This window comes from Chitinophaga sp. YR627, from assembly GCF_900114995.1.
In the GTDB taxonomy this organism is placed as follows: Bacteria; Bacteroidota; Bacteroidia; order Chitinophagales; family Chitinophagaceae; genus Chitinophaga.
Window position 1 is genome coordinate 662970 of the sequence record NZ_FOUX01000006.1, and the last position, 26026, is coordinate 688995.

Here is a 26026-nt window from a genome sequence, read left to right on the forward strand (position 1 = left end):
ATGATGGACAATAATCTGAGCAAATTTGGACAAGTTTCTTACGATACATGACATTTTGAGGAAAAGCGGGGAAGTAGATTTTTGGGTGGCTGTATATTGGTCTCTTATTGAATCATATGAAACATGAAGTCCAACGCCAGTTACCCGCAAAGCCCTCAATTGAGGAAGCAAAACAAATCCTCCAGGCAGATCAATACGCTTATACAGACGAGGAAGTTATCATAATAATAGACTTTATTCATCGTCTGGCAGCTATTGATCTGAATATCTATGAACAATCAAATCCACAAATTCATCACATTAAAGACTACAACAATGATCACTCAAAGAAAAGCGTTCCTATATCCAAGAGTCAGCACAGACGAGCAAGCTGACGGTTATAGCTTGGCCCATCAAGAAGATGTGTTAATACGTTATTGTGAGAAGGAAAATATACAGGTGGTCGGCATTTACAGGGAAGATCATTCGGCAAAGACATTTGATAGGCCGGAGTTCCAGAAAATGCTGCATGTAATCAGTAAGAACAAGGGTATTGTTGACCTGATACTATTCTCTAAATGGGATCGCTTCTCCCGAAATGTCGCCGCTGCCTACGAAATGATCGGTAAGCTAAAAAGACTATCTGTAGATCCTCAGTCTATCGAACAGCCTTTGGACATGGATATACCAGAAAGCAAGATTATGCTGGCTATCTATCTTACTACACCAGAAGTAGAAAATGACCGGCGAGCATTAAATACACTTCGCGGTATGCGTAGAGCCAAGAAAGAGGGGAGGTATCTGGGCATTGCCCCTATTGGCTATAAGAATGGACGTGACGCTCACAACAAGCCTTTCCTTATACCTAACGAAAAGGCTGAGATAGTCCGTTGGGCATTCGAAGAGCTATCCCGAGGCATATGGGATATTGATACACTCAGGCGTATTGCAAACAGGAAGGGGCTAAAAATTGGTCGTAGTCAGTTCTGGAGTCTAGTACGTAACCCTGTCTATTGCGGGAAGGTCTTTATAGCTGCCTATAAAAACGAACCCGCTCATTGCGTAAAAGGCATCCATGAGCCTATCATCCCTGAAAGTCTGTTTGACGATGTTCAGGATGTCCTAAAAGGGAAGAAGCGGAATGTCAGGGTTAATACCTTCACAGAAATTGACCAGCAATTACCCTTACGAGGCTTTCTAATCTGTCCTAGATGTGGAAGACTATTAAGCGGGAGCGGATCAAAAGGTAATGGGGGCATTTATTATTACTATCATTGCCAATCTGTGAAGCTGTGCAAAGAGCGTTTCCGGGCAGATACAGCCAATGAAGCATTTGTAAGGCAGTTAGGTCAGATAGCAGTCAATGCACCTATCATCGACTATTACTGCCAGCTTATCAGTAATTCATTAAAGAAGGATAACCAAGGGAAGGAGCAGGAGCTAAAAGAAACACAGGCTGAAATAGACAAACTATATATCAGAATACAAAACGCCCGTTCTTTACGCCTGGATGATGAATTTACCGCAGAGGAATTTAAAGAAATCAAGGCAGACTTGACCAAGAAGATAGAGGAACTGGAAAAGAAGAAGACAAAGCTATTATCCACCAACGACAACTACCACGAATACCTTGCCCAAGGCGGTGAAATCATGAAGAACATTGCCAATCGCTACATTACAGCTTCCCCAATAGGCAAAAAACAAATCATCGGTTCGATCTTCGCAGAAAAGCTGATTTTTTCAGAAAACAAATTTCGAACCACCGAACCAAACGTTATCCTCGAGCTAATAAGCAGGCCCAGAGCGGGCTCAGACGACGATAAAAAGCAAAAGGTCGGAGATATCTCCGACCTTTCCGCTTTTGTGCCCAGAACAGGAATCGAACCTGCACTCCCTTTCGAAAACAAGATTTTGAGTCTAGCGCGTCTACCAGTTCCGCCATCTGGGCAAAGCAAGTGTCCTTCACTTGCGGGTTGCAAAGATATTCAAATAATTCAAATAACCAATATTTTTTTAAAAAATATACAACCGCCTGCATTTCGGCTGAAACAATACGCATTCAGACTAAACCCAGGCACCCTCCAACACGGACCTTTGCAAAAAATAATACAATGAAAGCTATCAGAATTCATGCCTTCGGCGGACCAGAAGTAATGCAACTCGAAGAAGTGGAACGCCCCGTCCATGGGGCAGACGAGATATTGGTAAAAATGTACGCAACAAGTGTGAACCCGGCGGACTACATCATTCGCCAGGGTGGAAATGACCTGCTTAGGCCTTATTTGAAGTTACCCCTCGGACTCGGACTCGACGCTGCCGGTATTGTCGAGGAGGTCGGAAACGATGTAAAAGATTTCAAAAAAGGAGATAAAGTATATGGTGTACCAAACTTCCCTGGTGATGGTAGCTATGCAGAATACCTGACAGCCAAAGCCAGTCAGTTTACACTGATGCCACGAAATATCACCTTTATGGAGGCAGGAGCGTTACCATCCTGTGCACTGATCGCCTGGAATGGTATCGTTGACCTGGGTAGAGTAGAAGCCGGCCAGCGTGTGCTGATCCACGGAGCGGCGGGAGGAGTTGGTAACCTGGCAGTACAGATAGCAAAAGCCAAAGGGGCGTATGTGATCGGAACCGCATCGCCTTACAATGTTGATTTTTTAAAACAATTGGGCGCCAATGAAGTGCTCGATTATAGAGATCAGCAGTTTGACGCGTTGCTGAACAACATCGATCTTGTATTCAATGCCTCGCCGGTCAGGGATCACGCAACGAGAGTAAAATCAGCGGATCTTTTAAAAGAAGGCGGTATTTTTGTGTGTACACAGCTAGATAGCCCGTTTAGCGATGAACTGAAAGACGCACTTGCCAGGAAAAATGCCACAGGAACACATGTCGGTGGGGGAGGACTCGCTTATGTATCTTCCCTGAGTGAAACGACCAGATTAATTGAAGAAGGGAAGGTAAAGGCCGTGATCAGTAAAGTTTATCCATTGGATCAGGTAAGCGAAGCACATCGTGAAAGTGAAACCAAACATGTCCGTGGTAAGATCGTAATAAAAATAAGGGAAGAAAATTGATGCAGTATGAAGCGATTTAGCACTATCAGTGAATTTTTACAATTCAGACAGTTGCCCCAGCCTGAACATCCTTTGATCTGCGTGTTTAAGGTGGAGTCTGTTGAGCGCTTGCTGATAGAGGAGCCTAAAAGCTGGGTGTACGATTTCTATGCTATCGGTTTAAAAAGGGTCTCCAATGCGAAAGATGCGAGATTAAAATATGGCCAGCAACAGTATGATTTTGATAATGGAATCATGTCTTTTGTAGCACCCGGTCAAGTTTTAAGCTTATCGCTGGACGATCATGTTAAAGCAATAAAACAATCAGGATGGATGATGCTCATTCATCCTGATTTTCTTTGGAATACTTCATTGGCACAGACTATCAACCGATATGATTTCTGGGACTATACAGTACATGAGGCCTTATTTCTTTCTGAAAGAGAAGAAGCAACACTCGGGCATATTATGCAGGAGGTGCAGCGGGAATGTCAATCGAATATTGATAAATTTACCAGGAACATTATCATCTCACACATTGAGACGTTGCTCAATTACGCTGACCGGTTTTACCATCGGCAGTTTATTACCCGTGAAAAAGCTAATCATCAGATCTTAGAGCGTCTGGAGAAATTGTTGAATGACTATTTCGAAAGCGACGATCTGGTCAGCAAAGGATTGCCCACCGTTGGCTATCTTGCCCAGTCTTTGAATCTGTCGCCGAAATACCTGAGCAGTTTGCTCAAAGTACTGACCGGGGAAAATACTCAGCAGCATATTCACCGAAAAGTGATCGAAAAAGCAAAAGAGAAACTATCTACTACTGATCTGTCGGTCAGTGAAATCGCTTATGAACTGGGATTTGAGCATATTCAATCGTTCAGCAAACTATTCAAAACTAAAACGAACCAATCCCCGATGGCGTTTCGGCAGTCATTTAATTAGGATGCCTATTCCTCCCCGCCATCATTATTTTCGATGATCAATTTTTGCGCCTGCAGGATCTTTTGATATTCATCAAAATGTAGATCCTTGTTTTGTTCGTAGATACCTGGACTTTTCATGAAATCATAGCATATACGATCACGCAATCTTCTTAAATCAAATAATAGCGCATCATAGTTTTTTCCTTTATCTCTAAAGTTGAATAAGCCTTCAATGGCGGCTAATAATGCGATGATCGCGCTGATGATCAGGATAATGTTGTCATTACCTGGCTGACCGCCACCTTTTATTTTCCAACCTGTTAAGATGGTAATAGAAGCGCCTGCAATAAAAGTGAAGACTTTACTCGTCCGGTGTAAGACCGTATATAGTCTTTTCTTATTTTTAATACTGTCAATTCTTAACTCAATATCGCTGTATAAGAGATCCTTGCCGTTTAATTCAGGAATTTTCATATTGGAAATCAGGTGTTATCGGGATATAGATGACTTTAAAAATAATCAGGACTGTAATATAAGAAAAAACAAATAAGTATTGAACCCCAAAACCTACATCGATGATACCAGTGCCCCCGGCTCTCCTCTTAGCGAAATGGCTAACTATTGTCTTTCTTACCTGAACCGTATTAATCAGATAAAATAAAAAAATACAAACTAGTTGGTATTTTTTGAAACGCACAATTCCGGTATTTTCGATAAATACCCAGTCATCTGGTCGCCTGATTTAGCATGATTGTTTATTTACTTCCTAACCTGCGATGATGCTTTTAACAGTAAGCTTTATATTCTTAACTGCCAATGCCTTTTAGTAAATCATGTAACACATACACATCATGAACTTCACACAACCGCAAAGGAAATTAATTGAAGATTTTGTCTCCAAAATAAACGATGGTAAAGCGGCAATTTTTGCGGGTGCTGGATTGTCCGCAGGAAACGGATTTGTCAACTGGAAAGGATTATTGAAAGACTTAGCGGACGAGTTGTTTTTGGATATTGAAAGGGAACACGACTTGATAGGCCTGGCGCAATATCATTTCAATAGGCATAAAAGATGGAAGATCAATGATAAAATTATTAATGAATTTACGACACTACGTGCTGGTAGTGAAAATCACAGAATTCTTGCAAGACTCGATATAGATACCTACTGGACGACTAATTACGATCAGTTGATAGAAAGGACCTTAGAGTCAAATAACAAGACAGTAGATAAAAAAGTAAAGAATGTTGATTTTTCGAGGAATATAAATAAGAGAGATGCGATAGTTTACAAAATGCATGGCGATAAGGATTCTCCTGACGAAGCCATTTTAACTAAAGACGACTTCGATACCTATAACGACAAGAGAGAATTGTTTTCAACCGCGCTGAGAGGAGATCTGCTGTTTAAGACATTTTTATTCATAGGCTTTAGCTTTGACGACCCCAATATTGAATATATTCTTGGCCGAATCAAAATTCTTCTCGGTAATCATACACTGCATCACTATTGTATTTTCAAAAAAGTACAGCAACGTGATTTTAAAGACCCTTCCAAGTCGGATGCGGACAACCTGAAAGATTTTCAGTATGCAGAAATAAAACAACAGCTAAAAATAGAAGATCTTTTGAGATACAGCATTAACGTTGTTTTAGTAGAAGACTATGGGGAAATAACAACTATTTTGGAAGAAATTGAAAAACGGGTAAAAAGGAGGAATATATTTATATCAGGTGCGGCAGCAAACTTCAGCCCTTTTCAAACAGATGAGGCGAAGAATTTCATACATAAACTGAGTTACGCCCTGGCCAAAAATGAGTTCAAGATCGTCTCTGGTTTCGGATCAGGTGTCGGTGGCATAATAGTGAATGGCGTGTTGGATTTTAATATGAACGAAGCACATCGGAAATTGGATGATCTGTTAATCTTATGGCCCTTTCCGCAGATAGACTCAGGTGATCGGAAAATCTCCGTAAAGCGCAAGTTTCGGGAAACGATCATTTCTTATGCAGGAATCGCTATTTTTATTTTCGGTAATAAGAAAGTGGATACAACGATCATTCATTCTCCTGGAATGATGGAGGAACTGGAAATTTGCCAGGAACAAGGAGTAATACCTATTCCTGTTGCTGTAACAGGATCCGCTGCGAAGGACATTTGGGAAAAAGTAACAGCCAATCCTGAATACTATCATCTTAACAATACAACACTCCTCAATATCATCAAAGGTCTTGGAAACGACGGGTTGACTACGGATGATATTATTGCGAAAATAATCGAAGCAATAAAGGTGATCCTGAAAGTGCAATAGCGAATCGTCATGACTAACAACCTGTTGATCCGGAGTTTAACAGGAACGATCAGCTAGCCTTCACAAAAGACTGCCGTAAATTCTTCAAACGATAGATCAACACAGTCAACGGCAGCAACATATAGGAAATAGACAGCCCCTTTACATCGCCGTCCCGCCATGCGTATATAACATCAAACGCAGAACCAACGATCATGGCGGTAAGTCCCAGCACAGATAACACGTATTGTAATTTCGACTCCGGAGTCGTACACAGCGCAATAGCAAAAATATGAATCCCCAATGTCTGGATCCATTGCTGAGGGGCAATGTGTATCTGTTCCGCCCCAAATATCCTGAAGCTGATGAGTAAAATGGCACTCAGGACCGTCATCGACGCGAAATTGATAAACTTGAGATCAATACCTTTGACTGGTAGGTAATAGCTTTTAACGGCGGCCAGAATATAGATAGGATCTGCAAGTATATAATACCACCCCTTCTGGGCAACTCCCGTGTAGACTTTCACCGACAGAAAGATCAGCAGCGAAATGATCTGAAGGTATCCGGCGGACCTATAATTCTTCTGATCATAGGCAGTGAACATCATCATGATGAGAATATCACCAATAAAGTGTAAAGAAGATACCAGAGATACAGGAATGAAATCCCCGGCATGATCAACATAAATGAGGATCAGCATACCAATATATATAATAGTTACCCACCAGTTCTCCTGGAAAAACCGCTCTACCTGTTTGGTAAAGGCATTTATGAAATTCATTGGTCTGGTATTTTAAATTACTTGAAACTTGTATAAATTTCATAGATCAGGTTGCCTAATTGGAACAGCGTATCACTGGTCGTTTCACGCCTGAGAATGTTTTCTCCTCTGGAATTCGAAGCATCAAAATCTATCACGCCCCAGACGTCGCCCTGTGCATCGAAGATGGGTATGGCAAGTACATAACACAGGTTAGCATCAACTTCGCCCTGTACCCCCTCCATATGCTTTGGTAAGACCGAAATAGCTACACCAATGACTCTTCTTCTTTTAAAGGCCATGACAACCGCCACCTGTTTTTCTGTTTCCTCATTTATTTCGAAAGAGGTCCGGTTTGATTCGATGACCTGTTTGGCTGCCCAGTAATGTTTGCACCTGAGGCTGCCGTTTTCCAGCTTGAAGAAGAAGATCCGGATGGTCGACTCTGCTGCCATAAATGGATTGGAAATGGCTTCACAGGCAATTCGAAGGCTCTTGTCAACCAGGGTTTTTATCATGATCTCCTTTGTACTGGGAAGTCCATTTTGCTGTAGAATCGCTTTTTCTATTGCATTACAGGCATTCTTTAATTCTATTTTTAGCAGATCCCGCTCTGATTTATAAACATAAGTAGCCGTGTTTAGTCCGGCGATGTAACCTGGTAGCTTCAGCTGGGGTGTATTCTCCACCAGGAAGAACGTCCGTTCCTTATTAAATGCACTGATAAACAGTCCCATTTCAAAAATCACATTGTCTTTCACACAGTAAGTCTCATTTTCACCTGCGTTCTTCCCCCCGTCAGGCGACAATATGATAACTGCATAGTCGTGTTCCTTGCTTGCCCGGATGATACTCTCTATATATTGCTGACCAAGGCCAAAAGTGCCGTTTCGCCAGATTGTAGCAGAGAATTTCTTTTCGGACAATAGTTCCTCGAGGGGAAGCACGACATCCAATGCCTCCGAAGATGAGCAGATAAAGATGGATTTCATGGTTGGACGTTTAGCATAGAATTAAAACAGAATCTTTCGCCAATGCCGGTGTTGTTGCATTCCAGCTTGATAATCTTTCCTATGGGGTCATGTTTAATTGGTAAATAGCAGCTGGCTGAGTATCGTAGATTAAAGTTGGGTGATTTGTAAATTGAAGTTAACTAATTGTCTATTAATGAAGAATACCAACTAGTTGGTATTTTTGACAGGATAATGTCAATTGAAACAACCGGTTCCTGAAATGACCATGTGCCAATTGAACATACCCCAACTGCTTTCAGGCCGTGGATCGCTGTCATACACCGGTTTGTCCACATTTTGGCCTCAAAACTGTGCGTAACTGTTGCCCCTTATAAGCTGGATCGCTCTGCTGATTGCTGTAAATTTAGGTACTCAAAATAATTACTAATGGCAAGACAGAATTCCCTCATCACCTTTACCGGGAAACTCGGTAATATCATCGGCTACGAGCGCAATGGAAAGTATTTCCTGCGCAGTGCGCCAGAAAAAGTAAGACAGACGCCCGCTACCCGGCGCGCAGCCAGACGGTTCGGAATGATCAGCAGGAAAGCGGCATTGATTCGAAAAGCTATTTACGGCGAAATGGATATTCTCTGTGACAGTGGACATATTAACCGACTGAACAGGACATTGATCAAATCCGCAGGCGATCATACAGCCATAAATGGCTTCCGCTTTAATGAACACGCAGGAATAGACCGGTTCCTTTCCATGGCGCCCAGATTATTCAGGAACGGCATCCTGCATTTTCCGGCGCAAAGTCTTTTACAACACAGAGATATATTGTCCCTGGAAATAACCGTGATCGTCACACATATTGATTTTAAACACGATAAGGTCCTCCATACGGAAACAATAACGATGACGGTTGATAATAGGGAAGATTTTAAAGGAATGGATGTACCACTGGAGATGTCGCACGCCGGGACCCGGATCGTGACCTTGCAGGTAAGAGGCATGCACAAAGATGGCCCTGCCCGCAATAAAAGCTTCTTCGCTGCTGATATCATTGCTGTAAAAGAAGCACAGATACCTGTGTTTTTCAGTAAACAAAGCATACCGCAACAGGCTTTCCCAGATAGGGGCGGACCCATGGGAGATGTATGTAAGGCAGCTGTCCTGACGGTTATAAAAAGGGAATAAATAGCTCCTTAGCCGCAGTAAGATCATTTTGAGTCCTGTACCTGTTTATCTCTCCTTTCATCGCATAATTATGCTCAGCTTATACTTCAGCATACCACTGAGGTGAGTACCCGCTTTGCTATGTCCGAACATCAGATAGCAAAAGATGCACATTGTCCCTGGTACTATATCAAAACATATAACCCGATCAAGTCCACCTCATCACTACGGCTAATGTACCAGACTATCCCGTTTGCAACCGGCGAAGTAGCTCTGCCAGCCAGGGCATTACCTATAAATACTTTTTATTCAGATATTTTGCCAGACCATCCAAATCCGGAAACATCGTAAAGTTATTAACCCCGGCAGCATCCTTGAGTTTATAAGGATTCATTACCCATATGCAAGGTGAACTGCCATTTAAATTTCCCTGCTTATCACATCCCTCCAGTGCAAAATACAAGGCAGCGCTGAGTATCTCAGTCCAGTCAAGTATCCGCGTCCTTACACCATGGTGCTGCATAATAAACAATATGTCCCAGTCACTTACCTGCTGACGGTGTAACGCTCTTGCTCTTGATCGAAATTCGTAATAAAGGTCGCTTTCGATATCCCAGCAATCTGCGGTGATATATTTCTTCTTATATGGAACAATATTTCTAAAAAGCCCGGGACTTAGGTCCCAGCTCATCTGAGTATGACCACGATAAAAACATTCCTCGTTTTTATCGAATCCCAGCTCGGATTTCGCCTTGTTGATGGCGTCTATAAATTTTAACCAATCAGGATGATACATAATTCTAGTATTTATCTGGCGCAGCCGCCATTCTTTTTGCCATATTAACTGCTGAAGGCCCCAAACATACTATCCTCACAATTCCGATGAAACCAGTCCCGGCATATTCAACCTATAACTAAAACTCCCGAAATCCAGAAAAAAATACTTCCCGTCACCAGAAAAATAATACCCTTGTGCCTCTTCCAGATGAATCCCCGGCAGCTTGATATCAAAGTGCATATTCCTTTGCTCAACAAGATCCACTACCTCCAGCTCACCATTGATCAACACAAGCGCCCACCGCCCATCCGGACTTTTACTATACCTTGCCCAGTCATCCGGATTGGGATTTGGGTGTGTTTCGCCCATATTATTATAAGCCTCTTCATTCTCGAAGAAAACAGCATTATTAGACATGTCGTCATCTACACCAATAAAGAAAGCAAACAGTTTGTTGGCATTCACACACGAACCGGCCTCGTTATTACTATATCCGATTTGTGAGGAAGTCTGTTCCGGATGTTGCTGCAGGAGGGGCTTGTTCCAGGAAGCGAAATTGATACAGGGTACCTCTGCATCCGTCTGACAGGAGTAAAAGGCATATATCCCATTTTGATCGCATTTAAGATCAGTGATACCTCCACTGGAATGTCCTGCCAGGAATTCGAGGTTACTGGATAAGCTTCGATAGAATAGATCATTTCCCCGTGAAAAAATAAATGCGGATGTATATGGGTCATATATTATATTATCTGACTTCGCAGTGGTCTGAAAGGCTATTTGCCTGAATGATTCCGGAAGCTTTTTCAGAAGAATATGGTATAGGTTGATATCGTCTTTTTGTGAAACAGCAATAACAACACTGTCACCTGCTGCATAGATGATCTTTCCTTCGGTGAAATGTTCTTCCGGTACATTTTCTAATGTAAAAGGAGCTTTCCAGTTCTCAACCGTGTCCGTGTAATCGGCCAGATAATAGGTATCACCGGCTCCTAGCAAAGCGGTCATTTTCTTGTCCTTAATATAGGTGTCCCACACATGATAACCATTAAACAGGGGTGTAATGGCGCTGACAATTCCTTTTTGCAGGTCAATCAGCTGTCTGTAGAGACTTGTGTCAGATTGTAGATAGACGTTTAACCGGTCATTTAAGGTAAACTCGATCGTCTTTAGCGCCAGTTTATCCGGAACGGAGGTTTTAAAGTCGCTGACATGTGTGAGTCGTGAATCTGAGATATCATACAGATGAATTGTCAGATCCTGTATTGCTTCGTTCCCTTTATAAAGAGGGGTACTATAGATGACTAACTGGTGTGTTTGTTCGTTGACGCTGATACCAAAGCGAGGTTGCCAGTTTTTATATGGCTGGATCAGCGTATCCTGATCTGTCAGCATTGTTTTCCCGTCTCTGGAACGATAATATCGGATAATATACTGGTCATCTGAAGCATCATAACTCGGTTTTGATTCAATAATAATGAACCCCTTTCTGTCCGGGAGGACTGTGATGAGTTCAGTCTGTGTACTCACCGGATTATCCAGCGCTTCATCCTCCCAGCCATAGACGTTTTTCCTTGCCACAGACAAGTTGTCGTCCGTCAGGGCGAGTACGCCATTATCCCAGGTTGTAAAAGCCTTTATTTCTTCAATGTTTTGTCTGCTGTCATATCTGTATTCCCGGAAATTGTCAGCCAGGGAAGCCATAAATAATAACCCAAGATCGGTTGGTGTAACACTATTGGTATCACAATAATCGGACAGCGCTCCTTGTGCAAGTCTTCGGTTATGTGTTAATGCCTCTTTTGCCAGCATATAGGAGGCCCCGTATTCACCAGATCCGAACAGGTTGCGCGTTTGTTCCAGTGAAGACCGTTTAGCTTCTTCTTTAAGACTGCTTGCTGAAATGCCGAGCTTTGTATTCGTCTCGAGTAAGGCAATGGCCGATTGATGAAGGGTGTGCTTTGTATAGGAAAGGCTGTCCGTAGTTATTGATAGCATCTCCAGCGCCTGCCGACGGGCAGTATTGGATGAATCCAATGATTGTCTGGACAGTGCAAGGTCCCTGCCTAGCTTTTCTCCGGCCTCGCGACTTTTTGTTTCGGCTATCTGCAAACTGTCAAGTTTGTCTGATTGCAGTGCCAGCGCTTTTGTCCTGCCAATCAATTGCCGTGTCAGATAGATACTGCCAAGGATCATGGTAAGCAGAATAACACCCGTGATACCAGCAGCTCTTCTGAGTTGATAGTTTGATTTATTATACAGAAAGGAATCGCTGATAAAATCAATCACCTGTGGTGATGCCTTTTCTTCCCGGATGAAGGTGGCGTCTTCAGAAATAAAACTGATGGTGTCAATATTTTTTTCCTGTACCCATTTCGTTTGCTGAAAAGCCCCAAAATTGATGCACTGGAATATTCCCTTATTGCGTACATGCCTTTTGTCAACGAAGAGCTCTACCTCGCTTCTTACATGAACGGATTGCAGGGCTTCCGCACTGGCCACAAATACAAGCATCCTGGCAGACAACGCTTTATTAATAACCTCCTTTGGCAACTCGCGCCCTGGGGGAGTACCGTAATGGTCGAAAAACACCTTGTAGCCCCTGCTTGTTAACTGCCTTGCTAATGAAGCGGTATAGGCATTACCATCCTTCCTCGAATACGATATGAAAATATCGTCAGAAAAGAAGAAAGGTAGTACCTTACTTAAGCTAAAACTCCTACGCATAAGAATGTGAATAATAGATGATCTGCAGTTACAACTTTTTACCCTTAGTTAAATTAGCATCCGGTTCTCCCTCATCTGTAAATTGCGTGTGTGACCACTCCGCATAAGCTGCAATGCCGTCGAGATCCTGAAAAAGTGAGAACCTGTTCACGCCAAATTTGTCTAACTGATATCTGAGATCTGAAAAGCATTCGGATGGAATGATCAAACGCTGCATATCCCGGCTGAATGAAGAGGACTTATTGAAAGGTTCAAAATTATTGGTGCGCTTATTCAGCTTTTGCGTAGTAAACCATCCCGACTGCGATTGGATCCGGATGGTCGAAATTTCCGGTTGAAATATCTTAGGTTTTGTTTCTTTAAAAGGGTCTAGTTTGTGTATCTCGGTCGGTTTCAGGAATGCTTTTTCATCGGCAAACAAAACATGTACGACGCCATACTTGCTGGTGGAGGGCTGAGCAATAGCAAACCATAAAGCAGCTAAGGGATTGCTTGTCCAGTCAAGCAGGCGTGTCGCCATGCCGTGATGCTGCGCCAGTGCCAGCCATTCCCAGTCATTACCCGGAATCTTCGAAAGATGCGGTCTTGCCAGACGTTTGAAGTTTTCAAGCATCATTCGCTCTGCAGCGAGCTCATTTCCGCTCCTGATTTTAACCCTGCTCAGTTTCGGTACAAGAGGCCAATCCTCTTTCTGTCCGCGATATAAAACATATTCCAGGTTAGTGTTTGCTTCTATATAACGAACGAATGTCTCAAGGCAATTTATCTCGAGGTCGCTGCCATGCTCCTGGCGCTCTTTAGACGTGTACTGCAAAGCGGGTTTCTTCCCTCGTATAGGCCGCTTCATTGCTACCAGACGCTTCTTGGGAACCGCTTTTTTAATTGCTGCCATCGCTTGTTTATTTAACGTGTAATTGTTGTTTCACATCGTCATATATTTTCCTTAATGACGGGTTGCCCACATCTTTCTATATCTCCTTCAGCAACTGCAGCTTCAGCTGCGCAAGACACTTCCGCAATCCACCCAATTCCTTTATCGTTTTTTCATTCCTGTCTTTTTTCTTTTTCTCATCATCCTTCGCTTTTCTTTCATTCAGGAAATCTAATGTGAACTGCAACGCATCATCCAGAAACTCCAGGTGCTCTACCTCCGCCATTTTCCTTCCTTTTGAACCAGCCTTCGACCATCGCCGCTGATAAGCAGCAAGTGTATCGGTGAATAGTTGATGCTCGTTTTCTTCGGTGTAACTAATGAGCATGATACAAAGGTGAATGTCTGCGATCTCCAGGAACCGCCAGTAATCTCCATTTGTGGCTTGTGTATTCACATCTGACAACCGCTCTTTCAACTTTGCGACCAGACACTCTTTGTTCTGCGGTAGCCGGATAGTGGTGTTTTCAATTTTCAGCTCTTTATCCCATTCACATTTTTCCAGTAGCGAGAGTATATATAAGAGTCCGTTGTAGCTTACATATGTATACGTCTTATACTTATTATTCCTGACACCGTCTGCCATATAGTAATGAGAGGCTGCCTGCAGATACGCCCCGGCCTTGTCGTCGGGTGCGGTTGACATAAATGCTTTCCGCTTATAGGCACTCCCGGTCAGTGAATATCGGTGCCCGGTCTTCCCAAGCAGCAGGAGGTTTTTCAGATTGGTGATCACATCTTCTACATCCTTAATGAGGACTGCCTCTCTTTCCTTATCTACGCCTTTTTTAAATTCAAGCAACGGTCTTTTACTCTTGACATTATAGTACTTTTCTAATGCCTCAAAAGAGATAGAACCACTTTCCAGTTCCTCAATACTTTCGAATTTGAAGATAGCCATATCGTAATCATACAGATCGACGTATGCCATGCCTTCAAGTTCGGTAATGGTGGCATTGCGTATACCCGCCTTGTCTACCGCCTTAGAGATAGCGTCCAGTTTTGCCAGATAATCAGCTTCAGTGTAATCGCCGTTTTCCATATCATTGAGCAGATTTTTCAGTACGATTTCTGCCTGTTGTGCGATGACGAAATTGAAGCTGAACATTTTCTCTTTGTCGACTTTGATACGAAGCCGGTAGAACGGATCCCCGTAGCACTGATATGCTCCCCAGGTATTATTCCGGTGTTTGAATTTATTATAGATCACTTCACGCGCAGATCTGACCGCATCACCAAATGTGTCACCGGCAAACATCCGTTCATAGAAAACTTTGGTGAAGTTAGCCGCAGCTTCATCATCAACTGCCCATCCCGTCACAACAGCCACCTTTACGCCGTTCTCGATCATCTGCGTACCCAGGTTAGCCGCCAGTTTATAGCGTTCCCGGTACAGTTTATCGTCCACGCCATTTACCTTACCAAGATAACAGCAGTTGATAAACACCAGTTCTGGTACGGAGCTCATCTGGCCGATATCAAATGATGTAAGATATACGCCGTTACCGATGACCATACCTGATTTATCCGGCGACTTCGGATCATATATACCGTGTCCGGCAAGATGGAGGATCTTGTAATCGTCTTTGTATAAAGATTCAATAATAGTATGCGCTTCGCCATCAGGAATATGCAATGCATCAAAGCCATTATCAATTAATATCCTGTTTGCGACCCTGCCTTCTTCCAGCGCACCTGGTAATGGCGCAAGATAACCGCTTAGGTTAGGGGAGGCGATGATGAGTGCTGTATCTTTAACAACGTTGTTGATCTTGATCCTGTAGTCTTCCGTTGCCAGTTGCCTGATCATACCGGCATTGATGCAGAATGGTCTGGCATCAGAGACGCTGTCCTGCAATAGCTCCCAGGGGTATCCGGCAGTATTTTTATCAAGTATCCAGTTGATATGCCATTGCTTTTTCAACTGTTCTTTGAAATCGTTGGGGATCATCAGTTCAAACACTGTCCTGGCCAGAGAAGGCGTCCAGTGATTGTTGGTAGAGATCTCTTCTAATAATTTTTCGATGACTTTGTTGCTGGTATACAGCTCCCGCAGTTCTTCCCGTGCACCACCTGTAGAAGCACTGAAAGTGAGGGGCCCCTCGATCGCCTTATCACCCTCAGTAATGAATGTTCGCTTTACAGTGATCCTGTTCCACCACTCGTCCATGTATTCGGCGTTAATACGCAGCTTGGACCCCAGGGCCCTGTTGATCGTTTTATCTACCGAAATGTTGATGGATCTGTTTTCTTCCTTTGCTATGTTATTGAGGTGATAGAAACAACTCAATGCGCGATCTTCATATTGTTCAATGAACTCAACATTCTCTATCAGCCTGGCATCGCCATTGAAGAGTTGTTTTACCTTGTTATTGGCATTAGCTACCGCCTGTAATATCGCTCTGACAGAATTGCCAACTGTCAGTCCGCCGTAACCACAGCCTATGATCAGCGAGGTGATCCCGGTCATTTTTGATTGAGAGGCATAGTTCTTAAACGGCAGCTTACTGTTTAGATTGATCAGATACTTGGATACACCCTGTTCAACGGTCTGTGTCAGCTGGAAGGCGGTCAATCCGCCAAAATCCCCCAGGCCAACAATAATCGCTCCCTTAAAATCATCCTGTCCGGATACCAGTACTTCGGTACTACCTATCTTTCCGGGATACAAACCTAATTTATGCCGTTGCAATAAAGCTCCCTTTAAATTAACATCAATGGCGTGTTCCGCATTAATAATACCATCACCATCAAAATGACCTGCCAGCACAGGATATTGGGCATATTTCAGGTCTCCCTGAGAAATGGAAACCTGCAATGGATTGTCGCTGCTGCGTATGCTATCTTCGGCATCATAGCCGAGCATTGTCCGGTAGACACCTCTTTCCGAAGTATCGAAATCGACAGCAGGAGGGAGGGTGAAAGTACGCTCGCCACGGGTAACGGGTCTGTTCTTACTCAGCAGATTGGTATATCCATGTTCTATGATATCAGCGATCCCTTTAAACAGATGATAGTCGTTCGCCAGGGCGCCGTGGGTGACGTTTGCATAGTATACCGCGTCATTGGAGATCAGCTTTTGCGGTATCCCGGTATCCCAGGTGACGCTCTGGTCTCCCTCTGTCGTATATAAAAATACCAGTTCTTTCCCTCTTTTTTTCTGCTCTATCCGGTAATCATACACGGTTGCCTTATCCTTGCCTGCTATATAGACGATATTGCTGTAATCCAGCTTGTCCATATGCTCCAGGGCTTTATTGCGATAAGTATCGAAAGCTTTCAGATCATCTTTATGGGGTAAGGGCCAGTCCGTTTCATCCAGTGCATCCCTCATCGCCTCCCAGGTAGATATTTTACCAAAGTCGCAACGCGGATCTTTAGAGAGAGGGAGCAGGTTCAGCAAGCCCTGGAAACGGGAAAATACGGTTAACAGCTCTTTCTTCGTGTTAAAGATATCTATCATGTTGAGCTTCCGTATAATAGGGTCCATGCCGAAAAGCACGGCAGGAATACGGAAAGAACCTCCTAAGGGAGCTCCCAGCAGCACGAGCTTGAATTTCGGTGAGGCATTCAGTTTTTTCCATTCATCCTGGTATTTGATCATGAAGTCTCTGAACAGGACGCCCCCCATGGAATGGGCTACTACTTTAATGGGTTGCTTGTAAACCAGCAGTTCGCCTATTTTAACTTTGAGTTTTTCAGCCACCGTTTCCAGCGGACTTCTCCAGTCATAAGCGAAAGTTACGACATCGTGGGTGCGGGAGAAGAATTCATAGATTTCTTTGTAGGCCGTCGCAATGAGACCTGCGGGAGCCACCTGCTCGTTATCCATACGCAACAGGGTGAGATGACCGCTGAATAAACGGGAATAATCGATCCACAGGCGTTTTTTATCTACATGCAACGTCGAACCCATGATACCGGGTAACAATAGCAGGATCGGCTTACTGCCTTTAACAGTTGTATTCATGATCTCACCACCCTCGAGTCCCGGCATGGCTTGCCGGTCCTGGTATATTACCTCCGGCGCCCATTTGCTGAACCCCGGGATAGCCGCATTGCCCGAAGTTTGTAATGCATTGAGGATGGCCGTTTTAGTCTCAGTATTGCGGAAGTAACCAAAATGATCGATGTCTCTTCCTTCATAAAAGAAAAACTGAGGCTCATCTGAACGTTTGGCCCCCAGATACATCGAATTGGTATTGACCACCAGGTCATTCTTCCCCGTATAAAATAATTTACTGGCAATGATCAGCAGGCCTTTCAGATTGATCGCAGCATCACAATTGCCGGAAATCACAGCCAGCGGCTGACTGATAATATTGTTGCCCGGCTCCTTGCTATTGAGCGCGATAATGAAGGGAGATTCCGGATTCATCGCTTCAATACCCGGCAGTACATTGATGTTATTTTTAGTATCTACAACAGCGGCAATAAGATTTCTTACGGCTATGTAGATCGGCGTAGAAAATACGCCGGTCGCCAGACCCACCAGGTTACAGGTAATATTCAGAAAGTGTTCAAGTCTGCGGGACGCGAGCATGGTGCCGTTGGCCGGACAGGCAACACGGATAAACTTTTTTACGGAGATTTGTCTGCCACTGATGGCTGCCCTGATCGCGCTGATACAATCAACTTCCCTGGTTCGGCCGCATTTTTGAAGATAGCTGATCTCATTGGGAGAAAAGCCATTTTCCAGTTCGTTGTTAGTACAAAATCTGCAGAGTATCTCCCCCAGTAATCCACCACGGGAATGACTGAGCAGATGTAATTCTGCCTGCTCCGGCAACTCGTTCACTAATTGAAGAACATTCTCAAGTGGACTCTCTGTAAGTGTCCGGTGTTGAAATGCCAGTACATTGGAACCATATACATCCTGGATATACTTCCATACCGGTGTACCGGGAAGGGCGTCAAAAGAGCCCTTGGTCGATGAATTGGTACCATGTAGTAATAAAAGATAGGGTTTATCTGTACGTTCAGCCGTAAATTCATGCAGCTTCAGGTCCCTGTCCACACGATAAAGCCTCGGGGCCATCCCCAGTGTTTTATTCTCCAGGTCTTTCGCTATTTCATGAACAGTGTGGTTGACCACCTTCTTCACAAAAATGTTGAAGAACTTCAGCGCAATATCGGTGACAATCCCCCGTTCTGTCGATTCTCCTTGTATAGATAATGGCAGATCTATGGTGTCGGTATCTGTATCCGCTGCCCGCAGGACCTTGTCCGGAAATAATTCTTCCAGGGTGTCCAGTCCCCCGATCCAGGTGGTGCCATCCTCAAAAATGAATTCAAGGAGATCATCGTCCTGCACCGTAACGGTGTTATTGTTAAAGGAAATGCCGCGTACAGGGCCATTGATCCGGAAAGATTGTTTCAGCTGAAGTTGGGAGTCAGCTGATTCCACCTGCGCTGTTGTGGGGATTTCTTCACCGCGTATTCTGATTTTGGAGATACTCATTGTTTAGTGTATATAGGTAACAATAAGGTTGCACTACGTGAAAACAGGTAACAGTAAAACTTATCACTTCCCCCATTTCCGGAAGACAGATACATGATATTTATAAAGCGTAAGACATTATTCAGGGATAAAGCCGGGGTTCAATCTTTCATATATAGGTAGTAGCATCTCTCACATCTACCTCAGTTCAGGCTATTTGCGCTTCACCTGTCCTAAATGTAATTGTATTTTTCTTGTTCACAGGCATTTTTCATAACAGCTTTTGAAAAATACAAACTAGTTGGTATTTTATAAGAAGGGGAGGATTAATGGTGGTTTTTGGTAATGTGTAGCCTGAAAACAAAAAGGCCGGCATCACTGCCGGCCTCCAGACTTTTCCAATAGATCTGCTAATCAATAAACCGATCTACCACTTTATTCAATGTCAGCCCCTGCACAATCACCGAGAAGATCACGATAATATAACTGGCCGATAATATCAGCTCCTTATACGGAGAATCCGGTAAGGACAGCGCCAGCGCCACCGAAATACCGCCTCTCAGTCCCGCCCATACAAGGATCGCTGTCGTGCTGAATGTCGTCTTTAAAGACCTGCGTAACGCCAGTGCAGGCACTGCGATACTCACGCCTCTGGCAATCAGTACAAACAGTACGGACACCATACCAATGAACCAGTAATTGCCGATAAAAGGCAGTACCACGATCTGCAGACCGATCATCACAAACAGGATAATATTCAGCAGTTCATCTATCAGTTCCCAGAACTGATGCAGGTAATTCTGCAGCTCCGTATTCTCCTTGGCGCCGATAGACGTATTACCAAGAATAAGACCCGCAGCAACTGCCGCCAGTGGTACAGATACATGCAGCAGACTACCCACTACAGAGATCGCCATCACCATGGAAATAGAAACCAGTATCGCTGTCTGGAATTCTTCTATTTTCTTTGTCAGATAACCGGTGATAAAAGCGACCGCAGTACCCAATGCCAGACCGCCAAATACCTCTACCGCAAAAAGCTCTAAAGCATGTGTAAAAGAAAAGGATGCTTCCTGTGCCGCTACTTCGCCGATAGTAATAAATAAGATCAGACCAACACCATCATTCAATAATGATTCACCGGAGATAATTGTTTCCAGCGACTGTGGGATCCTTGACTTCTTCAACACAGACAACACCGCTACCGGGTCTGTCGGTGAGATCAATGCTCCAAAGAGGAAACAATATACCAGCGGCAGATCTATGCCCAGCAGGGTAGTAGTGATGTCCAGCAGAAATCCGAAGATAACGGTGGACCCGACCACACCAATAGTACTAAGTACCAGTACCGGACGCTTCTGCTCCTTCAGCTTTTTATACTCAAAGTGAAAAGCACTGGCAAACAAGAGGAATGCCAGCATAATATCCAGCAGCGTTTTTGTGAAATCGATGCTCTGTGTAAGGTCACGAATAAAGTTGAATGCAACCGGAAATGCCTTACCTGTCACCAGTATAAATACAGACAGCAGGATAGAAACAAACATTACGCCGATGGCACCAGGCAGTTTGATAAATCGAAGGTTAATGTAGGAAATCAATGCACTTATTGTGATCAGAGCAGTAATGATTGTAAATGTATCCATGCACGCTATTTATTTGGTGAAGCGATAAATATACAAAAAAAATTTAACGATTCCCGTATGTAATGCATCATGCAATCAGTTACACTATAACTGCAACGTATATATGCTGGTGTTGAATTAATTTTTCAGCAATGCCAGTGACGCTGCAAAACGTGGTGTACGCATCTGCTGCACCGCTTCATGCATCAGCGCTTTGCCATACATGAACTGTCCTTCATAGGTGGCCAGGGAGAGTTTACCGGCGCCTATCGCCGGACCAACATCTTTCAGAAACACACCCGCTACATCCTGGTCATGTGCATAGTCCGCAGGCTTCGCCTTTGCCGCCAGTTGCAGCATCATCAGCGCATAAATGATCCGGCTCACCTGTCGCATCACATAGAAACGGGCTTTCTTATAATCATCCAGTTCATCACCGAAATATGCCTGTAAAAAAACAGCTTCCTGATCAGGCATATGAATGAAAAAGTTGGCTACACCAGCAAGATCAACATAACGATCATTGACAAATGCCGTATTCCAGTCAATGATCCAGATATCCTGTCCGTCGCATAATATATTCGATGGATTCAGGTCATTATGACTGAATACCTTGTCCGTATCATCCCAGGGATATAACTCCCGTATCTCCGCATAGCGACGCTGACACTCATCCGGAATCTCTCCCGATAAGATGTTCGTCTGACGGAAACCTGCCAGAATATAATCGATCGTAGCTTTCAGATCGTCTCCTGGTACCGTATAGGGAATAGTATGGACCTTTTTTACGGCTTCCGCCAGTTTGCGGGACAGGGCCTCACCGGAAAAAATGCTTCTGATAGGCTTATTTTCGACGAATTCACTGATGGTGATACCAGATTCCTCATTTTGGTAAAGAAGGGCAGGAGCGATGCCCGCATGCGCGGCTAAGGCTACTTTTTCAGATGGATCTGCCGGACCAGCCGCATGGGTGTGATCCAGTTTCATCACATAGGGACGGTTATTAACGGTCAGTTTATAGACCGGAGCAGCAGACAATCCACCTGTCAGCAGATGGACGTCATCAACTTTCGCTCCGCCAAAAGCCGTTTCTATAGCGGCATTGATCGCGGCTGTACGCTCAGCCGGAAATATTGCCTGGAATTGTTGTGTCATAGGGAGAACATTTATACGATTACAGCCCCCAGCAGTTTGAATAATGCTGCTGCAGCAGAATATTTTTTAAATTGTTCCGCAGGAATAAGCTCCGCGGCAATGGCGTCCGCCGTATACTTCGCTTCTTCATAGATCCGCCGGCCAGCCTCCGTCATCACCACATAACTGACGCGGGCATCCCGCTCATTTGCCTCCCGGGCAATAAGCCCCATCTTTTCCATAGGTAACAGCAGCCGGGTGATCCCCGATGCCGTCAGACTCGTCTTTTCCGCCAGGTCCTTCCGGCGCAGCTTGCCATCAGGTGATTCCTGCAAAATATAGAGGATCACGAAATCTGTAAAACCAATCCCATGGATGTTTAGCCGGTCAAAACGACGGGATACGGCCGCCTGCGCTTTCGCCAGACTCATTAATAACTGTAGAGAGGTGTTTATTGTTGACATATATTTGACTACTCAACTATTATGCAAATATAAAAGCATTCTTTTTAAATCTGCAAAAATGATTTTATCACCATTCTTTCTCGCCCCATTCGTGTAATTGATCCATGATTTCCATTAAGGCGATGCCTTTGGGCGTAGCAATATAGCAGGTCTGTAGCGGTACAGTCCCCGGTACCTGGTTTTTTATGACCAGTTTCTCATCGACCAGTTCCGCCAGCCGTTTGCCCAGTATCTGATCCGACAGGGTAGGGAAGAGGTCTTTCAACCGGCTGAACTGACTCGTGCCGGATGAGATCTTGCAAAGGATCTGCATTTTCCATCGCGGACTGATGTCTTTCAGGATATCATTCACATTACAGGAAGCTGCCAGCACCGTCAGATTATGTGCGTTCGAAGAACTAAGTTTTACCTGTGTCGCCATAGTATTTGTTTGAAAGACTCACTTTCGGGTGAGTTATTGATGACCACTTTTTCCGACTGTAAATTTGAGGAAAATTTAAACAATGGATAACAGAAAAATGAAAAGGTCCTTTATCGGAGTGCTTTGCGCACTCTTTATTTTCGCGAATGGCTTTGCACAGTCTAATAACGCTAAACCACCTGTATATGTACTCGTACACGGCGCCTGGCACGGTGGATGGTGCTGGCAGAAAGTGAGCGCTATACTAAGAGCGAACGGTGCGATCGTCTACACCCCAACACTCAGTGGTCTCGGAGAACATAAGAATACACTGGACTCCAATGTCAACCTCGATACACATATATCAGATATCGTCAATTTCATCGAAATGGAAGACCTGCATGATGTCATCCTCGTAGGCCATAGCTACGGTGGTACAGTGATCGGTGGTGTGGCAGACAGGATTCCCGAAAGACTGCGTAAGCTGGTATACCTCGATGCACTCGTACTGGAAAACGGACAAAGCGCATTGTCCCTCCAGCCGCCTGCTGTACAGAAAGCCATGGTGCAGGCTGCCGCACATGACGGCGGATTGACCATGCCCGCCTGGCCGGCAAGCGTATTCGGTGTAAAAGATACCACAGATGCGCACTGGGTAGACGCAAGACTTACAGGTCAGCCTTTCAGAACATTCTCACAGACCTTGACCTTACAGCATCCCTACGGTAATCATCTGCCAAAGATCTTTATCGCCTGTACCGTAGATATGCTGCCCGCTATCGTTCCATTTGCAGAGAAAACAAAAAAGAGCAAGGAGTGGTCATACTATGAACTGACAACAGGACATGATGCCATGATCACCGAACCACAAAAGACAGCCGACCTGTTCTACTCATTCTCCAGATAAAATAATAGCAGAAAGAGACATCAGCATACCGTTTGATGTCTCTTTTTTGTCATTTATATAAAGAGAACTTCATCTAAATCCGACCGGGTAGTCTAATATTGTTATTGTATTTCAGTTGATTAGACTGGTTGGGTGCGCATTTTTACCAATATCACTTTCTTTTCTGTAAATTTGTTTTATGAGCCAGCAATTGGAGACATTAACAGATTTTTATCGGGAAAGGTCTTTTATCAGCTTCCCGTTCAGTACGGAAGACGTAGGGAAAGGAAAGTCTCATTTCAATGTAAATACCCGCAAATATTGCAACTTCAAAACTCCCTACAACCGCAGGGACTTCTATAAGATAACACTGATATACGGTACCGGTGAACTGAGCTACGGTGGTAACTCCATTACCATCGACCGCCCGGCACTCCTGCTGCCCTGTCCGTCCGTGCCTTATGCCTGGGCCAGCCTCAGTGGTGAACAGGATGGTTTCTATTGCCTTTTCAACCAGGAGTTTTTCAATGAACATTACCAGTTCGATATCTTTAAACGCTCCCCATTGTTCAAACCATGGAGCGAACCAGTCATCTTCCTGGAAGAAAAACAACGCGCACTCATACATGGCTATTTTGAACAGATGATGGAAATGGCGCACAGCGACTACTCCTATAAATACGAAGCGCTGCGAAACCTGCTCTGTTTACTCATGCACTCACTGCTGGTCGATAAACCCGTAACAGAAGCTGGTGCTGGTGAATTATCCGCTTCTTCGCGTTTGCTGAGGTCCTTCGATGAACTGCTCCATCAGCAGTTCCCGCTGGATTCTCCTGCGGATCCATTGACGATGCGTACGCCGGCTGACTTTGCCAGTTCCCTGAATGTACACGTGAATCACCTGAATCATGTGGTGAAGAGTATCACCGGACAAACAACCACTCACATCATCAAAAGCCGTATTCTCGAAGAAGCCAAAACATTATTACTCAATACACAATGGGATATTTCCCAGGTAGGTTACTGCCTCGGTTTCGAAGATCCCGCCCACTTTAATAACTTCTTCAAGAAATCCGCAGGGATCACCCCTTTACAGTTCCGCCAGTCAAAGATGAGCGTGCTTATTTGATTTTTGCAATTATCCGTTTGAAATATAAAAGCGCTGTTAATCGTGGGTGTTCTAATTTTGTAGCATAATCTATAAGGAATTACAGTATGTTACAAAGTGCTTCAGAGAAAAGGAAAAGAATCGCAACAACCTTAGCTTTTATTTCAATTCCGCTATCGGGATTTGTCACGGATATCTATTTACCTTCCTTCCCATCCATGGCCAAAGGCCTCCAGGTAGAAGAAAGCAGCATCCAGCTGACACTGACCTGTTTCTTCATCAGTTACGGTATCTCCCAGCTGCTCGTTGGTAGTCTGCTGGACAGCATAGGCAGATTTAAACCTGCCATGTATGCCCTGGTAGCCGTGATCATTACATCCATGCTGATCGGCTTTACCAGCAACATCCAGCTGATCTGTCTCCTCAGGGTCATTCAGGGTATCGCCGTCTCGTTTGTAGTAGTGTCAAAACGCGCCTTCTTCGTGGATATGTACAGCGGAGATAAACTAAAGAATTACCTGAGCTATTTCACGATCATATGGTCCTGCGGACCGATCATCGCTCCCTTCCTCGGGGGCTATCTGCAGAAGTATTTTCACTGGCAGGCCAACTTCTGGTTCCTCGCATTATATGCCCTTGTCATGCTGATATTTGAACTGATCTATAGCGGAGAGACCATCAAAGCACGCAAACAATTTGATGTAGCAAGGATAAAGAAAGACTATAGCATGGCCTTAGGTAACCTGAACTTCGTATTGGGTATCGTCACGCTCGGACTGGCCTACTCTGTGGTAATGGTGTTCAATATCGGTGGTCCTTTTGTGATCGAAAATGGGTACCATTTCAACTCGATCGTTACCGGCTATTGTACGCTGATCCTGGGCCTCTCCTGGCTGGTCGGTGGCGTCATTGGCAAGCGACTGGTAGCAGTAGATTTTGTTCGTAAGATAACGTCCGCTTCCGCCATACAGTTGCTATTGATCGTCACACTGCTATTCATTGGCTTCGGATATCCTGCACTATGGTGTTTTATGCTCTTCGCATTTGTCATTCATATCTGCTCCGGTTTCCTGTATAATGTGCACTTCACACAGAGCATGCTGTACTTCCCGGAACATGCAGCAATGGCCTCTGGTTTACTCGGTGGATCGGTGTATGTGATCACCTCATTTTCCAGTTTCATTCTCTCAAATACCGGTAAGATGATACACCAGCAGGATATCGTATTCCGCTACCTGGTGGTCTCCGCGATCCTGAGTGTAGTAGTATGGTACGCCGTGAAGAGAAGAAGGACCTTACGAAAGGTAAATACAGCGATTGCAGCTTAATGCATGTTTGTTTATTGAGTGTTTTGTATAATGAAAATAGCAGTCCGCCGTT

19 protein-coding genes, 1 tRNA gene and 1 pseudogene are annotated in these 26026 nt (G+C 44.2%); 9 read left to right on the top strand and 12 right to left on the bottom strand.

Annotated features, from left to right (window positions below; translation table 11 throughout):
• Nucleotides 1-116: 116 nt before the first annotated feature.
• Both BMZ72_RS31750 and BMZ72_RS37065 read left to right on the top strand, forming a co-directional pair.
• Entirely contained in the window at nt 117-374 is a 258-nt protein-coding gene (locus BMZ72_RS31750) for a hypothetical protein (RefSeq protein ID WP_089814735.1), read from the top strand.
• A pseudogene (locus BMZ72_RS37065) lies at nt 316-1311 on the top strand (recombinase family protein); the annotation flags it as partial. The gene BMZ72_RS31750 and the pseudogene BMZ72_RS37065, both read left to right, overlap by 59 nt.
• 532 nt (nt 1312-1843) lie before the next feature.
• Here BMZ72_RS37065 and BMZ72_RS31760 read toward each other — a convergent pair.
• Nucleotides 1844-1927, bottom strand: a tRNA-Leu gene (locus BMZ72_RS31760).
• A gap of 163 nt (nt 1928-2090) precedes the next feature.
• Between BMZ72_RS31760 and BMZ72_RS37120 the strand changes: the two genes are divergently transcribed.
• Together BMZ72_RS37120 and BMZ72_RS31770 are read left to right on the top strand one after the other, a co-directional pair.
• The gene (locus tag BMZ72_RS37120; protein ID WP_089814737.1) at nt 2091-3062 is read left to right on the top strand and encodes an NADP-dependent oxidoreductase; all 972 of its coding nucleotides are present in this window, start codon (nt 2091-2093) and stop codon (nt 3060-3062) included.
• 6 nt (nt 3063-3068) lie between these two features.
• Complete coding sequence (locus BMZ72_RS31770) at nt 3069-3986, top strand: helix-turn-helix domain-containing protein (RefSeq protein WP_089814739.1); 918 nt, start codon at nt 3069-3071, stop codon at nt 3984-3986.
• A 5-nt stretch (nt 3987-3991) separates the two neighbouring features.
• Here the strand turns inward: BMZ72_RS31770 and BMZ72_RS31775 are convergent, their stop codons facing one another.
• Nucleotides 3992-4441, bottom strand: a complete 450-nt coding sequence (locus BMZ72_RS31775) for an SLATT domain-containing protein (protein ID WP_089814741.1) — start codon at nt 4439-4441, stop codon at nt 3992-3994.
• A 377-nt stretch (nt 4442-4818) separates the two neighbouring features.
• Here BMZ72_RS31775 and BMZ72_RS31785 point away from each other — a divergent pair, with 377 nt between their 5' ends.
• Nucleotides 4819-6279, top strand: a complete 1461-nt coding sequence (locus BMZ72_RS31785) for an SIR2 family protein (RefSeq protein WP_089814745.1) — start codon at nt 4819-4821, stop codon at nt 6277-6279.
• A 49-nt stretch (nt 6280-6328) separates the two neighbouring features.
• Here the strand turns inward: BMZ72_RS31785 and BMZ72_RS31790 are convergent, their stop codons facing one another.
• Nucleotides 6329-7042 (bottom strand): hypothetical protein, encoded by a 714-nt coding sequence (locus BMZ72_RS31790; protein ID WP_089814747.1) that lies wholly within the window; start codon nt 7040-7042, stop codon nt 6329-6331.
• A gap of 17 nt (nt 7043-7059) precedes the next feature.
• Nucleotides 7060-8013, bottom strand: a complete 954-nt coding sequence (locus BMZ72_RS31795; protein WP_089814749.1) for a TIR domain-containing protein — start codon at nt 8011-8013, stop codon at nt 7060-7062.
• Between the two features lie 408 nt (nt 8014-8421).
• On the opposite strand from BMZ72_RS31795, the gene BMZ72_RS31800 reads away from it, so the two are divergent.
• Complete coding sequence (locus BMZ72_RS31800; protein ID WP_089814752.1) at nt 8422-9177, top strand: hypothetical protein; 756 nt, start codon at nt 8422-8424, stop codon at nt 9175-9177.
• 271 nt (nt 9178-9448) lie between these two features.
• Here BMZ72_RS31800 and BMZ72_RS31805 read toward each other — a convergent pair whose 3' ends face one another.
• The 8 genes from BMZ72_RS31805 to BMZ72_RS31840 form a co-directional block, all read right to left on the bottom strand.
• Nucleotides 9449-9952, bottom strand: coding sequence for an FRG domain-containing protein (locus BMZ72_RS31805; RefSeq protein ID WP_089814754.1), 504 nt, complete (start codon nt 9950-9952; stop codon nt 9449-9451).
• Nucleotides 9953-10027: 75 nt separating this feature from the next.
• Complete coding sequence (locus BMZ72_RS31810) at nt 10028-12661, bottom strand: toll/interleukin-1 receptor domain-containing protein (protein ID WP_089814755.1); 2634 nt, start codon at nt 12659-12661, stop codon at nt 10028-10030.
• Nucleotides 12662-12689: 28 nt separating this feature from the next.
• Nucleotides 12690-13553, bottom strand: a complete 864-nt coding sequence (locus BMZ72_RS31815) for an FRG domain-containing protein (RefSeq protein WP_089814757.1) — start codon at nt 13551-13553, stop codon at nt 12690-12692.
• Between the two features lie 76 nt (nt 13554-13629).
• Nucleotides 13630-19053, bottom strand: coding sequence for a DUF7379 domain-containing protein (locus BMZ72_RS31820; RefSeq protein ID WP_089814759.1), 5424 nt, complete (start codon nt 19051-19053; stop codon nt 13630-13632).
• Nucleotides 19054-19442: 389 nt separating this feature from the next.
• Nucleotides 19443-20675, bottom strand: coding sequence for a cation:proton antiporter (locus BMZ72_RS31825; RefSeq protein ID WP_089814760.1), 1233 nt, complete (start codon nt 20673-20675; stop codon nt 19443-19445).
• 117 nt (nt 20676-20792) lie between these two features.
• A complete protein-coding gene (locus BMZ72_RS31830; RefSeq protein WP_089814762.1) occupies nt 20793-21809 on the bottom strand; it encodes a phosphotransferase in 1017 nt (338 codons plus the stop codon).
• Between the two features lie 11 nt (nt 21810-21820).
• Nucleotides 21821-22252 carry a MarR family winged helix-turn-helix transcriptional regulator gene (locus BMZ72_RS31835; RefSeq protein ID WP_255373346.1) on the bottom strand — a complete coding sequence of 144 codons (432 nt, stop codon included), beginning with the start codon at nt 22250-22252 and terminating at the stop codon, nt 21821-21823.
• Nucleotides 22253-22319: 67 nt separating this feature from the next.
• A complete protein-coding gene (locus BMZ72_RS31840; RefSeq protein WP_089814766.1) occupies nt 22320-22673 on the bottom strand; it encodes a winged helix-turn-helix transcriptional regulator in 354 nt (117 codons plus the stop codon).
• Between the two features lie 82 nt (nt 22674-22755).
• Here BMZ72_RS31840 and BMZ72_RS31845 point away from each other — a divergent pair, with 82 nt between their 5' ends.
• From BMZ72_RS31845 to BMZ72_RS31855, 3 genes are all read left to right on the top strand, one after another.
• Nucleotides 22756-23559, top strand: a complete 804-nt coding sequence (locus tag BMZ72_RS31845) for an alpha/beta fold hydrolase (protein ID WP_089814768.1) — start codon at nt 22756-22758, stop codon at nt 23557-23559.
• 178 nt (nt 23560-23737) lie between these two features.
• A complete protein-coding gene (locus tag BMZ72_RS31850; RefSeq protein ID WP_089814770.1) occupies nt 23738-24667 on the top strand; it encodes a helix-turn-helix domain-containing protein in 930 nt (309 codons plus the stop codon).
• A gap of 86 nt (nt 24668-24753) precedes the next feature.
• A complete protein-coding gene (locus BMZ72_RS31855; RefSeq protein ID WP_089814772.1) occupies nt 24754-25974 on the top strand; it encodes an MFS transporter in 1221 nt (406 codons plus the stop codon).
• Nucleotides 25975-26026 lie beyond the last annotated feature (52 nt).

Excerpts from the sequence above, each read along its gene's own strand:
- BMZ72_RS31750 (WP_089814735.1), top strand. The coding sequence starts at position 117 with ATGAAACATGAAGTCCAACGCCAGTTACCCGCAAAGCCCTCAATTGAG.
- BMZ72_RS37120 (WP_089814737.1), top strand. The coding sequence starts at position 2,091 with ATGAAAGCTATCAGAATTCATGCCTTCGGCGGACCAGAAGTAATGCAA.
- BMZ72_RS31770 (WP_089814739.1), top strand. The coding sequence starts at position 3,069 with ATGAAGCGATTTAGCACTATCAGTGAATTTTTACAATTCAGACAGTTG.
- BMZ72_RS31775 (WP_089814741.1), bottom strand. The coding sequence starts at position 4,441 with ATGAAAATTCCTGAATTAAACGGCAAGGATCTCTTATACAGCGATATT.
- BMZ72_RS31785 (WP_089814745.1), top strand. The coding sequence starts at position 4,819 with ATGAACTTCACACAACCGCAAAGGAAATTAATTGAAGATTTTGTCTCC.
- BMZ72_RS31790 (WP_089814747.1), bottom strand. The coding sequence starts at position 7,042 with ATGAATTTCATAAATGCCTTTACCAAACAGGTAGAGCGGTTTTTCCAG.
- BMZ72_RS31795 (WP_089814749.1), bottom strand. The coding sequence starts at position 8,013 with ATGAAATCCATCTTTATCTGCTCATCTTCGGAGGCATTGGATGTCGTG.
- BMZ72_RS31800 (WP_089814752.1), top strand. The coding sequence starts at position 8,422 with ATGGCAAGACAGAATTCCCTCATCACCTTTACCGGGAAACTCGGTAAT.
- BMZ72_RS31805 (WP_089814754.1), bottom strand. The coding sequence starts at position 9,952 with ATGTATCATCCTGATTGGTTAAAATTTATAGACGCCATCAACAAGGCG.
- BMZ72_RS31810 (WP_089814755.1), bottom strand. The coding sequence starts at position 12,661 with ATGCGTAGGAGTTTTAGCTTAAGTAAGGTACTACCTTTCTTCTTTTCT.
- BMZ72_RS31815 (WP_089814757.1), bottom strand. The coding sequence starts at position 13,553 with ATGGCAGCAATTAAAAAAGCGGTTCCCAAGAAGCGTCTGGTAGCAATG.
- BMZ72_RS31820 (WP_089814759.1), bottom strand. The coding sequence starts at position 19,053 with ATGAGTATCTCCAAAATCAGAATACGCGGTGAAGAAATCCCCACAACA.
- BMZ72_RS31825 (WP_089814760.1), bottom strand. The coding sequence starts at position 20,675 with ATGGATACATTTACAATCATTACTGCTCTGATCACAATAAGTGCATTG.
- BMZ72_RS31830 (WP_089814762.1), bottom strand. The coding sequence starts at position 21,809 with ATGACACAACAATTCCAGGCAATATTTCCGGCTGAGCGTACAGCCGCG.
- BMZ72_RS31835 (WP_255373346.1), bottom strand. The coding sequence starts at position 22,252 with ATGTCAACAATAAACACCTCTCTACAGTTATTAATGAGTCTGGCGAAA.
- BMZ72_RS31840 (WP_089814766.1), bottom strand. The coding sequence starts at position 22,673 with ATGGCGACACAGGTAAAACTTAGTTCTTCGAACGCACATAATCTGACG.
- BMZ72_RS31845 (WP_089814768.1), top strand. The coding sequence starts at position 22,756 with ATGGATAACAGAAAAATGAAAAGGTCCTTTATCGGAGTGCTTTGCGCA.
- BMZ72_RS31850 (WP_089814770.1), top strand. The coding sequence starts at position 23,738 with ATGAGCCAGCAATTGGAGACATTAACAGATTTTTATCGGGAAAGGTCT.
- BMZ72_RS31855 (WP_089814772.1), top strand. The coding sequence starts at position 24,754 with ATGTTACAAAGTGCTTCAGAGAAAAGGAAAAGAATCGCAACAACCTTA.